This is a genomic window from Serratia sp. PAMC26656, from assembly GCF_016469055.2.
Taxonomy (GTDB): domain Bacteria; phylum Pseudomonadota; class Gammaproteobacteria; order Enterobacterales; family Enterobacteriaceae; genus Serratia; species Serratia plymuthica.
In genome coordinates, this window is sequence record NZ_CP150486.1 from 5,252,687 (window position 1) to 5,273,366 (window position 20,680).

The 20,680-nt window shown below is 58.4% G+C and carries 18 protein-coding genes; 8 read left to right on the top strand and 10 right to left on the bottom strand.

Translation table 11 applies throughout. The features are described from left to right. Nucleotides 1–20: 20 nt before the first annotated feature. From argD to ppiA, 6 genes are all read right to left on the bottom strand, one after another. Nucleotides 21–1,238, bottom strand: coding sequence for a bifunctional acetylornithine/succinyldiaminopimelate transaminase (argD, locus tag JEM67_RS25670; RefSeq protein WP_199638514.1), 1,218 nt, complete (start codon nucleotides 1,236–1,238; stop codon nucleotides 21–23). A gap of 131 nt (nucleotides 1,239–1,369) precedes the next feature. Then, nucleotides 1,370–1,945, bottom strand: a complete 576-nt coding sequence (locus tag JEM67_RS25675; protein WP_199638516.1) for an aminodeoxychorismate synthase component II — start codon at nucleotides 1,943–1,945, stop codon at nucleotides 1,370–1,372. Nucleotides 1,946–2,050: 105 nt separating this feature from the next. After that, complete coding sequence (locus JEM67_RS25680; protein WP_037433749.1) at nucleotides 2,051–3,577, bottom strand: helicase HerA-like domain-containing protein; 1,527 nt, start codon at nucleotides 3,575–3,577, stop codon at nucleotides 2,051–2,053. Nucleotides 3,578–3,717: 140 nt separating this feature from the next. After that, on the bottom strand, nucleotides 3,718–4,443 hold the full coding sequence (gene btsR / locus JEM67_RS25685; protein ID WP_013814819.1) for a two-component system response regulator BtsR: 726 nt from the start codon (nucleotides 4,441–4,443) through the stop codon (nucleotides 3,718–3,720). Then, entirely contained in the window at nucleotides 4,443–6,128 is a 1,686-nt protein-coding gene (locus tag JEM67_RS25690) for a sensor histidine kinase (RefSeq protein WP_199638518.1), read from the bottom strand. The genes btsR and JEM67_RS25690 overlap by 1 nt, the downstream gene beginning before the upstream one ends. A 159-nt stretch (nucleotides 6,129–6,287) precedes the next feature. Next, nucleotides 6,288–6,857, bottom strand: a complete 570-nt coding sequence (ppiA, locus tag JEM67_RS25695) for a peptidylprolyl isomerase A (protein WP_199638520.1) — start codon at nucleotides 6,855–6,857, stop codon at nucleotides 6,288–6,290. A gap of 355 nt (nucleotides 6,858–7,212) precedes the next feature. Here ppiA and JEM67_RS25700 point away from each other — a divergent pair, with 355 nt between their 5' ends. The 4 genes from JEM67_RS25700 to tsgA all read left to right on the top strand — a co-directional run bounded on the left by JEM67_RS25700 (nucleotide 7,213) and on the right by tsgA (nucleotide 11,366). Next, a complete protein-coding gene (locus tag JEM67_RS25700) occupies nucleotides 7,213–7,551 on the top strand; it encodes a PTS lactose/cellobiose transporter subunit IIA (RefSeq protein WP_041416656.1) in 339 nt (112 codons plus the stop codon). Beyond that, nucleotides 7,548–8,855, top strand: coding sequence for a 6-phospho-beta-glucosidase (locus JEM67_RS25705; RefSeq protein WP_199638522.1), 1,308 nt, complete (start codon nucleotides 7,548–7,550; stop codon nucleotides 8,853–8,855). The genes JEM67_RS25700 and JEM67_RS25705 overlap by 4 nt, the downstream gene beginning before the upstream one ends. Before the next feature lie 97 nt (nucleotides 8,856–8,952). Further along, nucleotides 8,953–9,933, top strand: a complete 981-nt coding sequence (locus tag JEM67_RS25710; protein WP_199638727.1) for a LacI family DNA-binding transcriptional regulator — start codon at nucleotides 8,953–8,955, stop codon at nucleotides 9,931–9,933. Between the two features lie 248 nt (nucleotides 9,934–10,181). Continuing rightward, nucleotides 10,182–11,366 (top strand): MFS transporter TsgA, encoded by a 1,185-nt coding sequence (tsgA, locus tag JEM67_RS25715; RefSeq protein ID WP_013814825.1) that lies wholly within the window; start codon nucleotides 10,182–10,184, stop codon nucleotides 11,364–11,366. Nucleotides 11,367–11,429: 63 nt separating this feature from the next. On the opposite strand, the gene JEM67_RS25720 is transcribed toward tsgA, so the two are convergent. Further along, nucleotides 11,430–12,698, bottom strand: a complete 1,269-nt coding sequence (locus tag JEM67_RS25720; RefSeq protein ID WP_233527850.1) for a cytosine deaminase — start codon at nucleotides 12,696–12,698, stop codon at nucleotides 11,430–11,432. Nucleotides 12,699–13,001: 303 nt separating this feature from the next. Here JEM67_RS25720 and nirB point away from each other — a divergent pair, with 303 nt between their 5' ends. Genes nirB through cysG form a run of 4 tightly spaced genes read left to right on the top strand, consistent with a single transcriptional unit; the run spans nucleotide 13,002 to nucleotide 18,158 of the window. After that, nucleotides 13,002–15,551 carry a nitrite reductase large subunit NirB gene (gene nirB / locus JEM67_RS25725; protein WP_199638526.1) on the top strand — a complete coding sequence of 850 codons (2,550 nt, stop codon included), beginning with the start codon at nucleotides 13,002–13,004 and terminating at the stop codon, nucleotides 15,549–15,551. Continuing rightward, nucleotides 15,548–15,874: a nitrite reductase small subunit NirD gene (nirD, locus tag JEM67_RS25730; RefSeq protein ID WP_199638528.1), complete on the top strand. Its 327-nt coding sequence runs from the start codon at nucleotides 15,548–15,550 to the stop codon at nucleotides 15,872–15,874. Before nirB ends, nirD begins: the two co-directional genes overlap by 4 nt. 30 nt (nucleotides 15,875–15,904) lie before the next feature. Then, nucleotides 15,905–16,705: a nitrite transporter NirC gene (gene nirC / locus JEM67_RS25735; RefSeq protein WP_199638530.1), complete on the top strand. Its 801-nt coding sequence runs from the start codon at nucleotides 15,905–15,907 to the stop codon at nucleotides 16,703–16,705. A 49-nt stretch (nucleotides 16,706–16,754) separates the two neighbouring features. Next, complete coding sequence (cysG, locus tag JEM67_RS25740; protein WP_199638532.1) at nucleotides 16,755–18,158, top strand: siroheme synthase CysG; 1,404 nt, start codon at nucleotides 16,755–16,757, stop codon at nucleotides 18,156–18,158. Between the two features lie 51 nt (nucleotides 18,159–18,209). Here the strand turns inward: cysG and trpS are convergent, their stop codons facing one another. From trpS to rpe, 3 genes are read right to left on the bottom strand one after another with little or no spacing between them, the layout of a single operon-like run. Continuing rightward, entirely contained in the window at nucleotides 18,210–19,214 is a 1,005-nt protein-coding gene (gene trpS, locus JEM67_RS25745; protein WP_004951301.1) for a tryptophan--tRNA ligase, read from the bottom strand. A 2-nt stretch (nucleotides 19,215–19,216) separates the two neighbouring features. Continuing rightward, on the bottom strand, nucleotides 19,217–19,915 hold the full coding sequence (locus JEM67_RS25750; protein ID WP_199638534.1) for a phosphoglycolate phosphatase: 699 nt from the start codon (nucleotides 19,913–19,915) through the stop codon (nucleotides 19,217–19,219). Then, on the bottom strand, nucleotides 19,908–20,585 hold the full coding sequence (gene rpe / locus JEM67_RS25755; protein ID WP_199638536.1) for a ribulose-phosphate 3-epimerase: 678 nt from the start codon (nucleotides 20,583–20,585) through the stop codon (nucleotides 19,908–19,910). The genes JEM67_RS25750 and rpe overlap by 8 nt, the downstream gene beginning before the upstream one ends. Nucleotides 20,586–20,680 lie beyond the last annotated feature (95 nt).

Genomic DNA, 20,680 nt, shown 5'->3' on the forward strand with positions numbered 1-20,680 from the left:
CTTGTCATCCCGAAATAAGATTACGCGTTAATCACGTCCTGTACCGCCAGTTCAAACAGCGCCATGCCATCATCGATGTCTTTCAGCTCCACAACCAAAGAAGGCGCAAAGCGGATCACATTAGGGCCGGCGTTGAGGATCATCAGCCCGCGCGCGGCGGCGGCGGTGAGGAAATCGCGCGCCTTGCCGTGATACGGCGGAGTCAGCTCTGCGCCAATCAACAAGCCCATGCCGCGAATGTCGCTGAAAATATCGTATTTCTCGCCAATTTTCCGCAGTGCCTGCACGTACAGATGATGACGTTGTTCGATGCCGCTCAGCACTTCCGGGGTATTGATCACGTCCAGCGCCGCTTCCGCCACCGCACAGGCCAGCGGATTACCGCCGTAAGTGGTGCCATGCGTACCCACCTGCATCACCGAGGCAATCTCTTCGGTGGTCAACATGGCGCTGACCGGGAAACCGCCGCCCAGCGCTTTGGCGGTGGTGAGAATATCCGGCGTCACGCCATAATGCATATAGGCGAACAGCTTGCCGCTGCGGCCCATACCGCTTTGCACTTCGTCGAACACCAGCAGCGCCTGGTGCTTATCGCACAATTCGCGCACGCCTTTGAGGAATTCGGCGTCCACCGGGGTGATCCCCCCTTCGCCCTGGATCGGCTCCATCACCACCGCACAGGTGTGGTCGTCCATCACCGCTTTTACCGCCGCCAGATCGTTGAACGGCACATGCACGATATCCGCCGGTTTTGGGCCAAAACCATCAGAATATTTGGCCTGCCCGCCCACTGAAACGGTGAACAGCGTACGGCCGTGAAAGGCGTTATAAAACGCGATGATCTTGGTTTTATAGGGGCTGTGGCGACTAATGGCGTAGTGGCGCGCCAGCTTGAAGGCCGCTTCATTGGCTTCCGCGCCTGAGTTGGCGAAAAACACCCGATCGGCAAAGGTGGCATCAATCAGTTTGCCGGCCAGGCGCAACGCCGGTTCATTGGTAAAGACATTGCTGGTATGCCACAGAGTCTCGCCCTGCTGCTTCAGCGCCTCAACCAAGGCTGGATGGCAGTGCCCTAACGCCGTGACCGCAATACCGCCGGAGAAATCGATGTACTCTTTCCCCTGCTGGTCCCACACGCGGCTGCCTTTGCCCTTCACCGGGACAAACTGGGCAGGTGCATAAACAGGCAAGATAACCTGATCGAAAGTACTGCGGCTTACTGGGTATTTTTCAGTCATTATGGGGTCCACCCTAAAAGTGATTCGGTATTTTCACTGCCATTAAGTGAAAATATAATCACAAAATATGCATAAAAAACCAATAAAGGGCAAATGCAAATCGTCTTCGTCGGCAAAAAAAACCTAACTGATTAACTTTTAAGAAAATTATCCAGCAGTTGGTGACCCTGCTCGCTCAGGATACTCTCCGGATGGAACTGCACACCCTCCAGCGCCAACTGACGGTGGCGGATGCCCATGATTTCATCGCGAACCCCGTCGCGCTCGCTCCAGGCGGTGACGTCAAAGCAGGCCGGCAACGTGGCGGCTTCCAGCACCAGCGAGTGGTAGCGGGTAACGGTCAACGGGTTGTTCAGCCCGCGAAATACGCCGCTGTCGAGATGACGAATCGCCGAGGTTTTACCGTGCATCACCTCACGGGCGCGCACCACCTTTGCCCCAAACGCCTGGCCCAGCGCCTGATGCCCCAGGCAAACGCCGAGGATCGGCAATTTGCCGGCAAAATGACGGATCGCGGCCAGCGAGATGCCGGCTTCGTTCGGGGTGCAGGGGCCAGGGGAGATCACCAGACGCTGCGGCGCCAGCCGTTCGATATCGGCCAGTTGCAGCTCGTCGTTACGCTTTACCAGCACCTCGGCGCCTAATTCGCAAAAGTACTGGTAAAGGTTATAGGTAAAAGAGTCGTAGTTATCGATCAACAGCAGCATAGTGTTTCCAACGGACATCATCGTAGGGGGCAAATATCTCGCCCCGATTTACACGGGCGCAGTATACAACGCCCCTGCAATACTGCTGCTATCGATAATTTCCGCTTACTTTTTACGGCCGCCCATGATCGAGCCCAGCACGCCGCGCAGGATCTGGCGGCCGAGATCGCGCGCCATGCTCTTGGCGGCGGTCTGGACAATACCGTCGCGCTTGCCGCCGCGCGGGCCGGTGGAGCCGAACAGAATTTCGTTCAGGCCGCCCATCAGGCCACCGCCCGCCTGCTGCTGCGCCTGCGGTTGTTGCGCCGGCTGGCCCGGCTGCGGGCTGCCGACGGTGGCGAACCCTTCCGACGACAGCTTCTCATAAGCCGATTCGCGATCGACCATATCCTCGTAGCGGCCATACAGCGGTGACTTGTTAATTGCGCTGTTTAGCCCTTCAGCCCCCAGCATGCCCATTTTGGACTCCGGCGCGATCACCATCGCACGCTCCACCACGTTAGGCCGCCCTTTCTCGTCGAGGAATGACACCAGCGCCTCGCCCACGCCCAATTCGGTGATCGCCGTTTCCGCGTCGAAAGCCGGGTTGGCGCGTAGGGTTTGCGCTGCGGCTTTCACCGCTTTCTGATCGCGAGGAGTAAAGGCGCGCAGGGCATGCTGCACGCGGTTACCCAACTGACCAAGCACGCTGTCCGGGATATCCAACGGGTTTTGGGTAACAAAATAGATGCCGACGCCTTTGGAGCGGATCAGGCGCACCACCTGCTCGATTTTGGTCAGTAGCGCTGCCGGCGCGTCATTGAACAGCAGGTGCGCTTCGTCGAAGAAGAACACCAGCTTCGGCTGTTCCGGGTCGCCCACTTCCGGTAGATGTTCGAACAATTCGGCCAGCAGCCACAGCAGGAACACCGAATACAGCTTCGGCTGATTGATCAGCTTGTCCGCCGCCAGCAGGTTAATGATGCCGTGGCCGTTGGCGTCGGTTTTCATCAAATCATTGATGTCCAGCATCGGCTCGCCGAAGAACTGATTGGCGCCCTGCTCCTCCAGCGTCAACAGGCCGCGCTGGATAGCGCCGACCGAGGCAGAAGAGATATTGCCGTACTGGGTCTGGAACTGTTTGGCGTTGTCGCCCACGTATTGCACCATGGCACGCAGGTCTTTCATGTCCAGCAACAACAGCGCATTGTCGTCGGCGATTTTGAATACCAGTTGCAGCACGCCGCTTTGCACATCGTTCAGATCCAGCAAGCGCCCCAACAGCAGCGGCCCCAGATCGGAAACGGTAGCACGGATCGGGTGGCCTTTCTCGCCATAGATATCCCAGGGAATGAGGGTGCAGGCTTGCGGCTGCCAGTCGCTAACCCCAATCGCCGACAGGCGCGCTTGCAGCTTCTCGGAGGGCACGCCTTCCGCGCCAATCCCCGACAGATCGCCTTTCACGTCAGACAAGAACACCGGTACGCCGATGCGCGAAAACTGCTCAGCCATTCTTTGCAGCGTCACGGTTTTACCGGTCCCGGTCGCGCCGGTAATCAGGCCATGGCGGTTCGCCAAAGCGGGCAAGATCGCCAGATCCTGTACCGGTTTCCCGTCCTTCATCGCTTTGGCGATAATCCGTGCTTCACTCATTTTCTTTTCCTTTGACGCTGGCCCGGCGCGAAAAGCGCCTGTTGATGTCAATAAAGCTATAAGCGCGGCGTAACCCCGTCAAGGACAAACAAAAAGGGCGTCATCAAGACGCCCACAAAGCCAATAATTTCAGAATCGCCCTAACCCCGCAGCCCCAGCTCTTCCTTCAGCGCTTTCAGGTAGCGGCGGCTGACCGGCACCGGTTCTCCGGCCGGCATGATCATCTCCGCCGCGCCGCTGTCCTCGAAGCGAATTTCGCGCACTTGCTCCAGGTTGACCAGATACTGGCGGTGGCAGCGTACCAGCGGCGTGCGGAGCTCCAGCGTCCGCAGCGTCAGTTCGGTGAAACACTCCATGCCGTCATTACGCACCACGAATACCCCGCTCAACCGCGAGCGGACAGCCACCACCTCGTCAAAACGCAGCAGGTAAATGCGGCTGTGGCCGGTGCAGGGAATGTATTTCAGATAGCCGGCACTCTCATCCAGTGCGGCGATATTCTGCTGCCCACGATGCTGCTGCAGGCGCTGCAGCGTTTTGCTCAACCGCTTCGGCTCCGCCGGTTTCAGCAGATAGTCAAACGCGTGTTCTTCAAAAGCCTGCACCGCATACTCGTCATAGGCGGTCAGGAATACGATATGCGGCATGCGGTTGGGATCGAGCATACCCACCATCTCCAGCCCGGTAATGCGCGGCATCTGAATATCCAGGAACACCACGTCCGGCTGCAGGCGGTGGATCCCGCTAATGGCTTCTATCGCGTTGGCGCATTCGCCGACAATGCAGATACCGTCTTCCGCCTCCAGTAAATGCCGCAGGTTATCGCGTGCGGAAGGTTCATCATCAACAATCAGTACGTTTAACATCAGGCAGCCCTCGCCAGCGGCACGTTGAGCGTAATGCGGGTAAATGTTTGCGGTTCGCAGGCCACCTGCACGCCATAGCCCTCGCCGTAGCGTACGCGTATGCGCTTATCCACCAGGTTCATCCCCAGCCCGCTGTTATTCGGCTGCGGCTGGAACAAGCCGGCGTTATCGGTCACTTGCAGCAGCAGGCACTCGCCCTCAAGCCGTGCGCCGATATCAATCCGTCCCACACCCAACAGTTGCGAAGTGCCATGCTTGATGGCGTTCTCGACGATCGGTTGCAGCGAAAAGGCCGGCAGCCGTACGGCCAACAGCTCTTCCGGCAGCGAAACCGCGATCTCCAGCCGATCGACAAAACGCGCCTGCTCAATTTGCAGGTAGGCGTTCACATGTTCCAGCTCGTCAGCCAGGCTGACCTCGTCATCTGAACGTTTCAGGTTTTTGCGGAAAAAAGTCGAAAGGTACTGCACCAGCTCACAGGCCCGGTCGCCATCACGGCGGATCACCGCCACCAGCGTATTCAGGGCATTAAACAGGAAGTGCGGGTTAACCTGCGCATGCAGCAGTTTGATTTCGGACTGCGCCAGCAGCTGTTTATGACGCTCATACTGCCCGGCCATAATCTGCGCGGACAACAGGCTGGCGATACCCTCGCCCAGCGTGCGATTGATGGTGCTGAACAACCGGCTTTTCGGTTCGTACAGCTTGATGGTGCCGATCACCCGCTGATTCTCGCCGCGCAGCGGGATCACCAGCGTCGAGCCCAGCTTGCAGTTGGGGTTGATCGAGCAACAGTAGGAAAGCTCGTTACCGTCGGCGTACACCACTTCATTGTTGTCGATAGCGCGATGCGAATGCCCCGATGAGATTGGCGTGCCCGGCAGATGATGGTCATCGCCAATGCCGATAAACGCCAGCAGCTTCTCGCGATCGGTTATGGCCACCGCACCGATGCCCAACTCCTGATAGATCACCCGCGCCACCTTCATGCTGTTTTCCTGATCGAACCCCTGCCGTAAGATGCCCTCGGTACGTTCGGCGATCTTCAGCGCCTTGGCGGAAAACGCGCTGGTGTATTTCTCGAACATCGCCCGCCGGTCCAGCAGGATTTGCATGAACATCGCCGCCCCCAGGGTATTGGCGATCAACATCGGCAAGGCAATGTGTTCGACCAGCCGCAGCGCCTCGCCGAACGGCCGTGCAATCGCCAGGATGATCGCCATCTGCAACACTTCGGTGACCAACGCCACGCCGGCGACAAACAAGGGATTAAACAGCAGGTCGATACGCCTGCGGCGCATGGCGATGCTGTGCACCAGCCCGCCTACCAGCCCTTCCGCCACCGTGGATACCGCACAAGCGATGTCGGTCATGCCGCCCAGCGTGTAACGGTGCAGGCCACCGGTCAGCCCCACCAGAAAACCGACCGAAGGCCCGCCCAGCAGGCCCCCCAGCACGGCGCCGATGGCGCGGGTATTGGCTATCGAGCCTTCGACGTGCAAGCCGAAATAGGTGCCCATGATGCAGAACACCGAGAAGATGAGGTAGCACAACAGCTTATGCGGCAACCGGATGGTCACCTGCGTCAAAGGAATAAATAGCGGGGTTTTGCTCAGCAAATAAGCAATAACAAGATAAACGCACATCTGCTGCAACAACAGCAGAACCTGGTTAAATTCAAACATGGCAGCCGCTCATTCCGAGAGAAAACAAAGGCAAAACGCCGGGTTTCCGGTCTGATTATAAGCGGGCTATTAAAACATGCGGCGCGGAAGAAAACAGTGATGAAGGCAAAGCTTCGGAAGGAAGGAACGGCCGACCCCGACGGGATCGGCACAGAAAATTTATGGCAGCACTTTGGCTGACAGAATGACGATAGGCTTGCTCGGGACATTCTGGTACGGGCCCACATTGCCGGTCGGCGCCTGGGAAATTTTGTCCACCACGTCCATGCCTTTCACCACGTTACCGAACACCGCGTAACCGAAGTCGCGCTGGCCGTGATCCAGGAAGGCGTTATCCGCCACGTTCAGGAAGAACTGGCTGGTGGCGCTGTCTTTATCGGCGGTACGCGCCATCGAGATGGTGCCGCGCAGGTTGCGCAGGCCGTTATCGGCTTCGTTCTTGATTGGCGCGTTAGTGGTTTTTTGCTGCATATCCGCAGTAAAACCGCCGCCCTGAACCATAAAGCCCGGGATCACGCGGTGGAAAACGGTGTTGTTGTAATAGCCGCTGTTCACGTAGTCGACGAAGTTCTTGGTGGAAACCGGAGCCTTCTGACTGTCGAGCGCCAATTCGATATTCCCTGCCGAGGTGGTCAGCATGACATGAGTTTCACCGGCGGCGAACGCTGCGGGTGACATTGCTGTCAGGGAACACAGCGCAACGAAGGTCACTAAAGTACGTTTGAACATTAACGGGTCCTTTCTCTGAGAGACAAACAACGGAAAAGCGCTTTGATTCTAAAGAGCTGTACCTGGGAGTGCCAGCCATTTACCTATATTTACGCAACTGAGGGAGCATATCTTGGCCAGCCGCGATTTTTACTGCCAAAAGTATGATCGCCGATACCCTTTTTGCCAACTGCATCACGCATTTTTTGCCCTTTTCACACCTTCGTCGCTTTTTGCGACACAACTCCCGGTTTAGTTCTCGATTCCCGTTACTCTACACGAATGAGAGCGCTCTCATTTTAGAGAGACCGAGATTAACGCAGGTCCGCCGGCACCGCTGTCGCGCGATAACAGGAGAAATAACGTGAGTGAATTGATGACTGAAATCAGCCCAGATTTTGAAAGCACCATCATGGAACTGCTGGTGTTCTCCGGTGGCGCCCGCAGCAGTGCCCTGATGGCGCTGCAACAGGCGCGTGCCGGGGACTTTACTGCGTCAGCCAAACACATGGCCGAATCGAAACAGTCGGTGAAAAAAGCGCACCTTATCCAGACCCAGTTGATCGGCCTGGATGAAGGCTGCGGCAAACTGACCATCAACCTGATTACCGTTCATGCGCAGGACCACCTGATGAACGCCATGGTGATCCAGGATCTGGCAGACGACATGATTGAACTTTACCGCCGTCAGGCACTGTTGGAGACTCGCGCATGAATTCGTTGAAAATCGCCGTTATCGGCGGCGGCAGCAGCTACACGCCAGAGTTGGTCGATGGGCTAATCCAGCGCATCGAAGAACTGCCGGTGACCGAATTGGCGCTGGTTGACGTTGAACCGGGCCGCGAGAAGGTAGAGATCATCGCCGCGCTGACCCGGCGCATGCTGGCGCGCAATGGGCTGGAGCAGGTGAAGGTCAGTGTGCATTTCGAGCTGAATGACGCCATTCGCGGTGCCCACTTCGTCCTGACCCAGTTCCGCGTCGGCCAGTTACCGGCACGCGCCGCCGACGAGCGTCTCGGCCTGAAATACGATTTGATCGGCCAGGAAACTACCGGCGTGGGCGGCTTCGCCAAAGCGCTGCGCACCATCCCGGTCATGCTGGATATTGCGCGCAGAGTGGAAAAGCTGGCGCCGGACGCCTGGATCATTAACTTCACCAACCCGGCCGGCATCGTCACCGAAGCGGTCTCCCGCTATACCAAAGCGAAAATTATCGGCCTGTGCAACGTGCCGATCAGCATGCACCACATGATCGCCACTATGTTAAAAAGCCCCTATGAAGACGTGCAGTTGCAGTTCGCCGGGCTGAACCACATGGTGTGGGTGCATCAGGTGCTGCAAAACGGCCATGACGTGACCGACAAGGTGATCGACATGCTGTGCGACGGCGCGGCGCTGACCATGAACAACATCAAGGAAGAGCCATGGCAGCCGGACTTCCTGCGCGCCGTAGGCGCCATCCCCTGCCCGTATCATCGCTATTTCTACCAGACCAAAGAGATGCTGGCCGAAGAAGTGGCCGCGGCGGCCGAGCGCGGCACCCGTGCCGAGCAAGTGATGAAGGTGGAGAAAGAACTGTTTGAGCTGTATGCCGATCCTCAGCTCGACAGCAAGCCTGAACAACTGAGTTTTCGCGGTGGATCATACTATTCGGAAGTGGCGCTGGAGCTAATTCGTGCGATCCATAATAATCTCGGTACGCAATTAGTCGTCAATACCGCAAACCGGGGCGCCATTCGCGGCTTACCGGACGATGCCGTGATAGAAACCAACTGCATCGTCGATGCGCAGGGCGCGCACCCGCTGACCTTCGGCACGCTGCCGGATTCCATGCACGCGCTGACCCAGCAGGTGAAGGCCTACGAGCGTCTGACCATCGAAGCCGCAGTGCATGGCGATCGTCGCAGCGGGCTGCTGGCGCTGGTCACCAATCCGCTGGTGGCCAATGCCAACGTGGCGCAACCGCTGCTGGAAGACGTGCTGGCGGTGAATGCGCCTTATCTGCCGCAGTTTAAATAACCGCCTGGCGGGACGTGGTTGTTGATACATTGCTATACCTACTATGCAGGGGTTCGGTTCGCCGAACCCGGTTTTAGCCGTAATCAGGAGTCGGATGATGGTGACACTGGAAGATGTCGCAGCATTGGCGGGCGTGTCCCGCGCCACCGTGTCACGCGTAGTGAATGGCGATACCAACGTTAAAGCGCCGACCCGCGAGAAGGTTGAACGGGCAGTAGCCCAGCTCGGTTATACCCCCAACCCCGCCGCCCGCGCGCTGGCTTCCAGCCACAGCAATACGCTGGGCCTGGTCACCACCTCGTATCGCGGCGGTTTCTTCGGCGCGCTGATGGACTTTGTGCAAACCGAAGCCGAATCCCAGGGTAAACAGCTGCTGGTGACCCAGGGCCGCAACAGTGCGGAAAACGAATGGCGGGCGATCCATCGGCTGTTCAACCTGCGCTGTGACGGCGTGATCCTGCACGTGCGTTTCCTCAGCGACGACCAACTGCGCCAGTTGGCGGCGGAGCAACGCAGCTTTGTGCTGCTCGATCGCCTGGTGCCCGGTCTGGAAGACCGCTGCGTCACCTTTGATCACCCGCTGGCCAGCCGCATGGCAACGCAACAGTTGATCGATGCCGGTCACCGGCGCATCGCCTGCATCAGCGGCCCAAGCGAACGGATTTCCAGCCGGCTGCGGCTGCAGGGTTTCGAACAGGCGATGCAGGCCGCGCATATCAAGCCGCTGGCCTGCGTGGAAGGGGTTTACGACCTGGAAAGCGGCTACCGCTGCGCCGACCGACTGCTGCAACTGGAAACCCTGCCCACCGCCATTTACTGCTGCAACGAGGAGATGGCCATCGGCGCGCTGCTGGCGCTCAACGAGCACCGCCTGCGGGTACCGCAAGATATCTCGCTGATCTGCTACGACAGCGGCGAACGCGCGCCCTTCGTGCGACCGGCGCTGACCAGCATACATTTCCCGATTACCGAGATGGCGCAATACGCCACGCGGCTGCTGATTGATCCGACCACCCCGCACATCAGCTTCGCGCCGACGATCGTCAGCCGCGACTCGATTGTGACGATAAGCAAATAGATCACAAAAAAATTTCACAACCTTTCATTGATTGCATCAAAAAATCGACAGCCATCACAAAAACTCCCGTTGTCTGTGCTAGGATCCGCTCCCTGGTGGCCTGATCGGGACTTTTCTGCTTTTACAAGGAAAAGCCAGCGGCCTTAACCCAGTGTTATACCCCATGAATTTCAAATTGCAGCTGGGCACCCAACTGCGGTTTGAAAGACGACGGGTATAATCCTAACAGACATAATCAGGCCTATATAATGAATGACAGCAACCGTCTACGGCTTACCTGGATCAGCTATTTTTCTTACGCGCTGACCGGCGCTTTAGTTATCGTCACAGGGATGGTGATGGGGAACATTGCAGAGTACTTTAATCTGCCGGTTTCCAGCATGAGCAACACCTTTACTTTCCTTAACGCCGGCATCTTGATTTCGATCTTCCTCAACGCCTGGTTGATGGAAATCATCCCGCTGAAGCGTCAACTGATGTTTGGCTTTATCCTGATGGTACTGGCTGTCGCCGGGCTGATGGTGACCAAGAGCCTGACGATGTTCTCCCTGTGCATGTTTATCCTTGGCGTGGTCAGCGGCATCACCATGTCGATAGGCACCTTCCTGATCACCCATATGTACGCCGGCCGCCAGCGCGGTTCGCGCCTGCTGTTCACTGACTCTTTCTTCAGCATGGCCGGGATGATCTTCCCGATTGTCGCCGCGATGCTGCTGGCGCGTCAGATCGGCTGGTACTGGGTGTATGCCTGCATCGGCCTGCTGTACGTAGGCATCTTTGTGCTGACCCTGTTCTCCGAATTCCCGGTGCTGGGCAACAAAGGCGCCAATGCCGGCCAGCCGGTAGCGAAAGAGAAATGGGGTGTCGGCGTGCTGTTTCTGTCGATCGCCGCTCTGTGCTATATCCTCGGTCAGTTGGGCTTTATCCAATGGGTGCCGGAATACGCCACCAAGTCCTTCGGGATGGACATCGGCCAGGCCGGTAAGCTGGTGAGCGATTTCTGGACCTCGTACATGCTTGGCATGTGGGTGTTCAGCTTTATCCTGCGCTTCTTTGACTTGCAGCGTATCGTCACTGTTCTGGCCGCTCTGGCGACCGGCGCGATGTACCTGTTCGTCAGCACCGACAATCCGGAACACCTGGGCTACTACATTATGGCTTTGGGCTTCGTTTCCAGCGCGATCTACACCACGCTGATCACCCTAGGCTCGCTGCAAACCAAGGTGTCCTCACCGAAACTGGTTAACTTCATCCTGACCTGCGGCACCATCGGCACCATGCTGACCTTCGTGGTCACCGGCCCGATCGTGGCTAAAGGCGGCGCACACGCTGCGCTGACCACCGCCAACGGCCTGTACCTGGCGGTGTTCGTCATGTGTCTGCTGCTCGGTTTCGTTACCAAGCACCGCAGCCACGGTCACGTGACGCACTAATCTGTCGTCAGTGACATCAAAAAGGCGCCTCAGGCGCCTTTTTTTATGGCTGTTGCCCACGCCTTAGCGCCGGAAATCCACCTTCTCATCCTGCGCCAGATACAGCGTGGTTTCTGCCGGCCGGGTCTCGGCAATCACCGCCCCCTGACGAATCGAATAGCGCACCGGAGTCTGACGGCGTACCGCATCAAAGCCACTTTCCGCAGGCAGGATCACCAGGTTGGCGCTGTTGCCCGCCGCCAGGCCATAATCGGTCAGGTGCAGGGTGCGCGCACTGTGGCTGGTGATCAGTTTCAGCCCGTCGTCAATCTGGCCGTATCCCATCAGTTGGCAGACGTGCAGCCCCATGTGCAGGACTTGCAGCATATTGGCGGTCCCCAGCGGATACCAGGGATCGAAGACGTCGTCGTGGCCAAAGCAGACGTTAATCTCCGCTTCCAGCATTTCTTTCACCCGCGTGATGCCGCGCCGTTTCGGGTAGCTGTCGAAGCGCCCCTGCAGGTGAATATTAACCAGCGGGTTAGCGACAAAGTTGATGCCGGACATTTTCAACAGTCGGAACAGCCGCGAAGTGTAAGCACCGTTATAGGAGTGCATCGCGGTGGTATGGCTGGCGGTCACCTTGGCGCCCATATTCAGCTTCAGCGCCAGCGCCGCCACGGTTTCGACAAAGCGCGACTGCTCATCGTCAATCTCATCGCAGTGTACGTCCACCAGCCGATCGTACTTTTGCGCCAGCGCAAAGGCCTTGTGCAGCGATTCTACGCCGTATTCGCGCGTGAACTCGAAGTGCGGAATGGCCCCCACCACGTCAGCCCCCAGCCGCAGCGCCTCTTCCAGCAATGCCTCGCCGTTGGGATAGGACATAATGCCTTCCTGCGGGAAAGCGACGATTTGCAGCGTCACCCAGGGCGCAACCTCCTGCTTCACCTCCAGCATGGCGCGCAGCGCGGTCAGGGTCGGATCGGAGACGTCAACATGGGTACGCACGTACTGCACGCCGTTGGCGATCTGCCATTTCAGCGTCTGCCAGGCGCGTTGTTTGACGTCCTCGTGGGTCAGCAATGCCTTGCGCTCCGCCCAGCGCTCAATGCCTTCAAACAGGGTGCCGGACTGGTTCCAGGCCGGCTGTCCGGCGGTCTGGGTGGTGTCCAAATGGATATGCGGCTCGACAAACGCCGGCAGCGCCAGCCCACCCTGTGCATCAAGCACGTCGCTGCGCCACTCCTGCCCCTCAGGTTGTGGCACCAGATGGGCAATGCGCCCCTGCTCAATGGCCAGCTGCCACACCCCTTCATGCCCGCTCAAACGCAGGTTGTCGATAAACTTCAATGGATTCTTGGCCACCCTTCACCTCTGCTGTTGCGGCTCGTTTTATTCATCATACTGGCAGCGGATCCGGCTGACAAAGCCGCAGAAGGTTTATTACTCCCTCATCTACTCCCACAGGGGTAAGGTTCGCAGTAACTGGCTCGTTTCAGCTAAAGATGAATAAAAACCGCAACTTATCAAATATCGAGAAAAATCATCCATATACCACATTAGAGGTATATGAAGGTGCACTTGATTTGCATCAATAAATTGCCCGCGGGGAGGCATAAGGTAAGCCTAGGAAATCAGAATTTTGAGGCAATAATGAGCAGAGTCAAACTTGCTGTCATCGGGAACGGCATGGTCGGCCACCGGTTTATCGAAGATCTGCTGGAAAAAGCAGACAAAGACCAGTTTGAGATCACCGTATTTTGTGAAGAACCGCGCATCGCCTATGACCGCGTGCACCTGTCTTCTTATTTCGCCCACCATACTGCCGAAGAACTTTCGCTGGTACGCGAAGGCTTTTACGAAAAACAGGGGGTGAAGGTATTGGTTGGCGAGCGCGCCATTACCATCAACCGCAGTGAGAAGGTCATTCACTCCAATACCGGCCGCACCCTTTACTACGACAAGCTGATTATGGCCACCGGCTCCTACCCGTGGATCCCGCCGATTAAAGGCTCGGAAAGCCAGGATTGCTTCGTCTACCGCACCATTGAAGATCTGAACGCCATCGAAGCCTGCGCACGCCGCAGCAAACGCGGTGCGGTGGTTGGCGGCGGCCTGCTGGGGCTGGAAGCCGCCGGGGCGCTGAAAAGCCTGGGCGTCGAAACCCACGTCATTGAATTCGCCCCAATGCTGATGGCCGAACAGCTCGATCCTATGGGTGGCGATCAGTTGCGCCGCAAGATCGAACGCATGGGCGTCAAAGTGCATACCGGTAAAAACACGAAAGAGATCGTCAACGGCGGGGAACAGGCGCGTAAAACCATGCAGTTCGCCGACGGCACCGAGCTGGAAGTGGACTTTATCGTGTTTTCCACCGGCATCCGCGCTCAGGACAAGCTGGCTCACCAATGTGGCCTGGCTACCGCCCGCCGTGGCGGCATCGTGATTAACGACAGTTGCCAAACCTCCGATCCGGACGTTTACGCCATCGGCGAGTGCGCCTCCTGGCGTGAGCGTACCTTCGGCCTGGTGGCGCCGGGCTATAAAATGGCGCAGGTCACGGCCGATCATCTGCTGGGCCGTGAAAATGCCTTCCAGGGCGCCGATATGAGCGCCAAGCTGAAGCTGCTGGGCGTGGACGTTGGCGGCATTGGCGATGCCCACGGTCGCACTGAAGGCGCGCGCAGTTACGTTTATCTGGATGAAAGCAAAGAAGTCTATAAGCGCATCATCGTCAGCGCCGACAATAAAACCCTGCTCGGCGCAGTGTTGGTGGGCGATACCAGCGACTACGGCAATCTGTTGCAACTGGCGTTGAACGCCATTGAACTGCCGGAAAACCCGGACGGCCTGATCCTGCCGGCACATGCGGGCAGCAAGCCGGCCATCGGCGTGGATTCCCTGCCGGACACCGCGCAAATCTGTTCCTGCTTCGACGTCACCAAGGGTGACATCGTCAAGGCGGTCGGCATGGGCTGCCACACCGTCGCGGCGATAAAATCAGAAACCAAGGCCGGTACCGGCTGCGGCGGCTGTATTCCGCTGATCACCCAGGTGCTGAATGCCGAGCTGAGCAAACAGGGTATCGAGGTTAACCACCATCTGTGCGAACACTTCGCCTATTCACGCCAGGAGTTGTACCACCTGATCCGCGTTGAAGGCATCAAGTCCTTCGACGCACTGCTGGCCAAATACGGCAAAGGTTACGGTTGTGAAGTCTGTAAACCGACCGTCGGCTCGCTGCTGGCTTCCTGCTGGAATGAATTCGTGCTCAAACCGCAGCACACGCCGTTGCAGGACACCAACGACAACTTCCTCGGCAATATCCAGAAAGACGGCACTTATTCGGTGATCCCACGCTCCGCCGGCGGTGAAATTACGCCGGACGGGTTGATGGCGGTCGGCCAGATTGCCAAGGAATACAGCCTGTATACCAAGATGACCGGTTCTCAGCGCATCGGTATGTTCGGTGCGCAGAAAGACGACCTGCCGGCTATCTGGAGCAAGCTGATTGCCGCCGGTTTTGAAACCGGCCATGCCTACGCCAAGGCGTTGCGCATGTCGAAAACCTGTGTCGGCAGCACCTGGTGCCGCTTTGGCGTGGGTGACAGCGTCGGGTTTGGCGTCAAACTGGAACACCGCTACAAAGGCATCCGCACGCCGCACAAAATGAAGTTCGGCGTTTCCGGCTGTACCCGCGAATGTGCTGAAGCGCAGGGCAAGGACGTCGGCATCATCGCCACCGAGAACGGCTGGAACCTGTACGTATGCGGTAACGGTGGCATGAAACCTCGCCACGCCGACCTGCTGGCGGCGGATCTCGACAGCGCTACGCTGGAACGTTATCTGGACCGTTTCATGATGTTCTACATCCGCACCGCCGATAAGCTGCAACGCACTTCGGTGTGGCTGGAAAGCCTGGAAGGCGGCATCGATTATCTGCGTAAGGTGATCATTGACGACAAACTGGGCATCAACGATCAGTTGGAAACCGAAATCGCCCGCCTGCGCGATGCGGTTATCTGCGAGTGGAAAGAAGCCGTCGAAGATCCGCAGGCCCAGGTCCGTTTCGCCCACTTTATCAACAGCAGCCTGCGCGATCCGAACGTACAGATCGTGGCCGAGCGCGAACAACATCGGCCAGCGCGCCCGGATGAACGCATTCCCGTCACCCTGCTGGACGCTGAGGAGAACAACGTATGAGCCAGTGGATCACCCTTTGCCCCGTCACTGATATCCTGCCCGGCACCGGCGTGTGTGCCCTGATCGGCGAACAGCAGGTGGCGGTATTCCGCCCCCATGCCGATGAGCGGGTATTTGCTATCAGCAATATCGATCCCTTCGCCCAAGCCAGCGTGCTGTCACGCGGTCTGATCGCCGAACATCAGGGTGAACTGTGGGTCGCCAGCCCGCTGAAAAAACAGCATTTCCGCCTGCACGACGGCTACTGCCTGGAAGATGACAGCCGCTCAGTTGCGCATTTCACCAGCCGGGTAGTCGACGGCATGGTGCAGGTCGCGGCCTGATATTTTCACGTTAACCTCAGGGGAAGCAGCATGTTCACCGATACCATCAACAAATGCGCCGCCAACGCGGCGCGCATCGTCAGGCTGTCGAAAGACAGCCCGCTGGGCTTTTGGATCAGCTCGGCGATGGCCGGGGCTTACGTCGGCCTCGGCATCATTTTAATCTTCACCCTTGGCAATCTGGTCGATCCGTCCCTTCGGCCATTAGTGATGGGCGCCACCTTCGGCATCGCGTTGACGCTGGTGATCATCGCCGGTTCCGAGCTGTTTACCGGCCACATCATGTTCCTGACGCTGGGCGTCAAAGCCGGTACCATCCGCCAGAGCCAGATGTGGGCAGTCCTGCCGCAAACCTGGTTGGGTAACTTGCTGGGGTCGGTGCTGGTGGCACTGATGTACTACTACGGTGGCGGCAGCCTGCTGCCGGTGGACACCAGCCTGGTACATACTGTGGCGCTGGCGAAAACCACCGCCCCCGCCGAAGTGCTGTTCTTCAAGGGCGTGCTGTGCAACTGGCTGGTTTGCCTGGCCATTTGGATGGCGATTCGCGTCGAGGGCGCCGCCAAATTTATCGCCATCTGGTGGTGCCTGCTGGCCTTTATCGCCTCCGGCTACGAACACTCCGTCGCCAACATGACGCTGTTCGCCCTGTCCTGGTTCGGCCATCACAGCGAAGCCTACACGCTGAGCGGGATCGGCCATAACCTGCTGTGGGTGACGCTGGGCAATATCCTGTCCGGCTCGGTCCTGATGGGCCTGGGTTACTGGTACGCCACCCCGCGTGCCGAACGTCCGCAGGCCGAGAAAACCGCAGCGCGCCAGGCTGCATAATATTCCGGGGCGCACTGCGCCCCCGTTGCCAATTGCTCGAGGTTTGCCGATGGATTACCTGCCGATTTTCTGCCAACTCCAACACAAAGCCTGCCTGCTGGTCGGCGGCGGCGAGGTCGCCGAACGCAAGGCGCGCCTGCTGCTGGACGCCGGCGCGTTGCTGACCGTCAACGCCTGCGCATTCAGCCCCCAGTTCCACGAGTGGGCGGCCCTTGACCGGGTTACGTTGGTGGAAGGGGAATTCAGCGCGGCATTGCTGGCGGAAAAATGGCTGGTCATCGCCGCAACCGATCGACTCGAGGTCAACGCGCTGGTCTATCAGTGCGCCAACCAGCAACGGGTATTCTGCAATGTTGTCGACGATCCCAAACGCGCCAGTTTTATCATGCCTTCGATTATCGATCGCTCCCCGATCATGGTCGCGGTGTCCTCCGGCGGCAAGGCGCCGGTGCTGGCGCGGCTGCTGCGTGAAAAGCTGGAAGCCGTATTGCCGCAGCATCTTGGCAAGCTGGCGCAACTGGGCGGATCATTGCGCCAACGGGTGAAACGGCACTTTACCGGTGCAGGTGCCCGCCGTCGTTTTTGGGAGAAGTTGTTTGCCCATGACCGGCTGGCGCAGTCGCTGGCCAATGATGACCAGGCGCTGGCGCAACGGCAGATCGAACAGTTGTTCGACTGCCCTGCGGAGGAGTCCGGCGAAGTGGTGCTGGTGGGCGCAGGGCCGGGGGACGCCGGCTTGCTGACGCTCAAGGGGTTGCAACAGATCCAGCAGGCCGACGTGGTGGTTTACGATCGGCTGGTGTCCGACGAGATCATGACGCTGGTGCGCCGCGATGCCGAGCGTATCTTCGTCGGCAAACGCGCGGGCCATCATTGCGTACCGCAGGAGCAGATCAACCGCATCCTGCTGGAGCAAGCGCAACAGGGTAAACGCGTTGTACGGCTGAAAGGCGGTGACCCGTTTATTTTCGGCCGCGGCGGCGAAGAGCTGGAAACGCTGGCCGATGCCAATATCCCGTTCTCGGTGGTGCCGGGCATTACCGCCGCTTCCGGTTGTTCTGCCTACAGCGGCATTCCTCTCACCCATCGCGATCATGCGCAGAGCGTGCGGCTGGTGACCGGCCACGCCAAGAGCGGCGGCGGGCTGGACTGGGCGACGCTGGCCGCCGGGCAGCAAACGCTGGTGTTTTACATGGGCCTGACACAGGCCGCGGATATCCAACGCCAACTGATTGCCCACGGCATGCCCACGACCACGCCGGTGGCGCTGGTGGAAAACGGCACTTCATGCCGTCAACGGGTGATCGAAGGCGAGCTGAACCAACTGGGAACGCTGGCCCAACAGGCCGCCAGCCCAAGCCTGATTATCGTCGGCAGCGTGGTAAGTCTGCGCAGCAAGCTGAACTGGTTCTCCAGCCAGGAAACGCCGCAAAAGCTGGCTCAAATGGCCTGATACCGACGTAAAAAAAGCGGCTCATGGCCGCTTTTCTATCTGCGCAAAGCATTAAGGCTGTGACACGAAGCCTACCGCCTGGTAAACCTTCGCCAGCGTTTCTTGGGCGCGCGCACGCGCCTTGGCCGCACCGTCACGCATGACCTGCTGCAGCAAGGCCTCGTCATTGCGGAAGTTGTGATAACGCTCCTGCAACTCACCCAGCATACCGGATACTGCATCGGCAACCGCGCCTTTCAGGTGGCCGTACATCTGGCCTTCAAATTCGGCTTCCAGCTGAGCGATGCTTTTGCCGGTCACGCCCGAGAGAATATCCAGCAAGTTGGATACGCCCGGCTTGTTCGCCACGTCGTAACGAATCACCGGCGGCTCTTCGGAGTCGGTCATCGCACGCTTGATTTTCTTGGCTACCGCTTTCGGATCTTCCAGCAGGCCGATCACGTTATTGCGGTTATCGTCCGACTTGGACATCTTCTTGGTCGGATCCTGCAACGACATCACGCGCGCGCCAGACTTGGGAATGAACGGTTCAGGCACCTTGAACACATCGCCATACAGCGCGTTGAAACGCTGGCCGATGTCACGGCTCAATTCCAGATGCTGTTTCTGGTCTTCGCCGACCGGCACCTGGTTGGTCTGATACAGCAGAATGTCCGCCGCCATCAGCACCGGGTAGCTGAACAGGCCAGCATTGATGTTTTCCGCATAGCGCGCGGATTTGTCTTTGAACTGGGTCATGCGGCTCAGCTCGCCGAAATAGGTGTAGCAGTTCAGCACCCAGCTCAGTTGAGTGTGTTCCGGCACGTGCGACTGCACAAAGATGGTGCTCTTTTGCGGATCGATGCCGCAGGCCAGATACAGCGCCAGCGTATCCAGCGTAGCCTTGCGCAGTTTTTCCGCGTCCTGACGTACAGTGATGGCGTGCAGATCGACGATGCAGTAGATGCAGTCGTAATCGTCCTGCAGCTTAACCCACTGACGCAGCGCACCCATGTAGTTGCCAATGCTCAGTTCACCGGACGGCTGCGCGCCGCTAAATACGATGGGCTTACTCATGTTTAAATTTCCTGATTCTCTAAAGATGACAGCCCAAGAGAGGGCAACAAATCGGCAAAGCGCTCCAACACGCGGTCGGGATGGCTCAGGGCAATAGCCTCGCCGTAGTTATAACCGTAGGTCAGCGCAGCGCTTGGGCAACCCGCCCCCTGTGCCGCCTGAATATCGTTGCGCGAATCGCCCACGAACAGCAGTTCATTGGCGCGCAGGCCAAGCTTGCCGAGCACCAGATACAGCGGCGCCGGATGCGGTTTCTTTTCCACCACGTCGTCACCGCCGATGATCAGCGAGAAATAATCGATAATCCCCAACGCGGTCAGTAACGGCGCAACAAACGGCGTCGGTTTGTTGGTCACCAGCGCCATCGGATAACCCTGTGCAGCCAGGTGGGCCAGCGTTTCTTTCACCTGTGGGAACAGGCGGCTGCCGCTGTCGACGGTTTGCGCGTAGAAGTGATCGAAGCGCTCACGCAACTGACTGTTGTGTTCCGGCGTGGCTTCCACTTCAGCCCAACGCAGCGCACGCTGCACCAGCACATCGGCGCCATTGCCAATCCAGGTCCCCACGCGGGCTTCGCCGGCCTGCGGCAGACCCATTTCGGCCAGCGCCAGATCGATGGCTGCCGCCAACCCCGGCGCGCTGTCTACCAGCGTGCCGTCGAGATCGAAGGCCAGAGCGCGGATCACGCTGAAATCAGCCATGAGTCACTTTCGCCAGTTCGCTGCGCATCTCGTCGATCACCTTGCGGTAATCCGGCTTGCCGAAGATCGCTGAACCGGCGACAAACATGTCCGCGCCCGCCGCTGCAATCTCGGCGATATTGTCTACCTTCACGCCGCCATCGACTTCCAGACGGATATCACGGCCACTTTCGTCGATCAGCTTGCGCACCTGACGCAGCTTATCCAGGGTGCCGTGGATAAACGACTGGCCGCCAAAGCCCGGATTGACCGACATCAGCAGGATCACGTCGACTTTATCCATGACGTAATCCAGGTAGCTCAACGGCGTCGCCGGGTTGAATACCAGGCCGGCCTTGCAGCCGTGCTCTTTAATCAGCTGAATGGTGCGATCGACGTGTTCGGAGGCTTCCGGATGGAAAGAGATATAGTTGGCGCCCGCCGCAGCGAAATCCGGGACGATGCGATCGACCGGTTTCACCATCAGATGCACGTCAATCGGCTCGGTGATGCCATAGTCGCGCAGCGCCTGGCAAACCATCGGCCCGATGGTCAGATTGGGAACGTAGTGGTTATCCATCACGTCGAAGTGCACCACGTCGCCGCCTGCGGCCAGCACGTTAGCGGTATCTTCACCTAACCGGGCAAAATCTGCCGACAGAATGGACGGGGCAATTAAAAACTTTTTCATCCGCAATCTCCAAACGTAGGGTTCGAATTGTTATACCCTTCGCGTTTCAAGCCGCAGCGTTGTGGGCTGCACCTGAAATCCGCTGGGCATATACG

Bases quoted from the DNA above. Each gene is read 5' to 3' on its own strand.
- JEM67_RS25680 (WP_037433749.1), bottom strand. From the start codon at position 3,577: ATGAGTGAAGCACGGATTATCGCCAAAGCGATGAAGGACGGGAAACCG.
- JEM67_RS25750 (WP_199638534.1), bottom strand. From the start codon at position 19,915: ATGGCTGATTTCAGCGTGATCCGCGCTCTGGCCTTCGATCTCGACGGC.
- JEM67_RS25705 (WP_199638522.1), top strand. From the start codon at position 7,548: ATGAATTCGTTGAAAATCGCCGTTATCGGCGGCGGCAGCAGCTACACG.
- JEM67_RS25675 (WP_199638516.1), bottom strand. From the start codon at position 1,945: ATGCTGCTGTTGATCGATAACTACGACTCTTTTACCTATAACCTTTAC.
- trpS (WP_004951301.1), bottom strand. From the start codon at position 19,214: ATGAGTAAGCCCATCGTATTTAGCGGCGCGCAGCCGTCCGGTGAACTG.
- JEM67_RS25710 (WP_199638727.1), top strand. From the start codon at position 8,953: ATGGTGACACTGGAAGATGTCGCAGCATTGGCGGGCGTGTCCCGCGCC.
- nirC (WP_199638530.1), top strand. From the start codon at position 15,905: ATGTTCACCGATACCATCAACAAATGCGCCGCCAACGCGGCGCGCATC.
- btsR (WP_013814819.1), bottom strand. From the start codon at position 4,443: ATGTTAAACGTACTGATTGTTGATGATGAACCTTCCGCACGCGATAAC.
- cysG (WP_199638532.1), top strand. From the start codon at position 16,755: ATGGATTACCTGCCGATTTTCTGCCAACTCCAACACAAAGCCTGCCTG.
- ppiA (WP_199638520.1), bottom strand. From the start codon at position 6,857: ATGTTCAAACGTACTTTAGTGACCTTCGTTGCGCTGTGTTCCCTGACA.
- JEM67_RS25700 (WP_041416656.1), top strand. From the start codon at position 7,213: ATGACTGAAATCAGCCCAGATTTTGAAAGCACCATCATGGAACTGCTG.
- nirD (WP_199638528.1), top strand. From the start codon at position 15,548: ATGAGCCAGTGGATCACCCTTTGCCCCGTCACTGATATCCTGCCCGGC.
- argD (WP_199638514.1), bottom strand. From the start codon at position 1,238: ATGACTGAAAAATACCCAGTAAGCCGCAGTACTTTCGATCAGGTTATC.
- tsgA (WP_013814825.1), top strand. From the start codon at position 10,182: ATGAATGACAGCAACCGTCTACGGCTTACCTGGATCAGCTATTTTTCT.
- nirB (WP_199638526.1), top strand. From the start codon at position 13,002: ATGAGCAGAGTCAAACTTGCTGTCATCGGGAACGGCATGGTCGGCCAC.
- rpe (WP_199638536.1), bottom strand. From the start codon at position 20,585: ATGAAAAAGTTTTTAATTGCCCCGTCCATTCTGTCGGCAGATTTTGCC.
- JEM67_RS25690 (WP_199638518.1), bottom strand. From the start codon at position 6,128: ATGTTTGAATTTAACCAGGTTCTGCTGTTGTTGCAGCAGATGTGCGTT.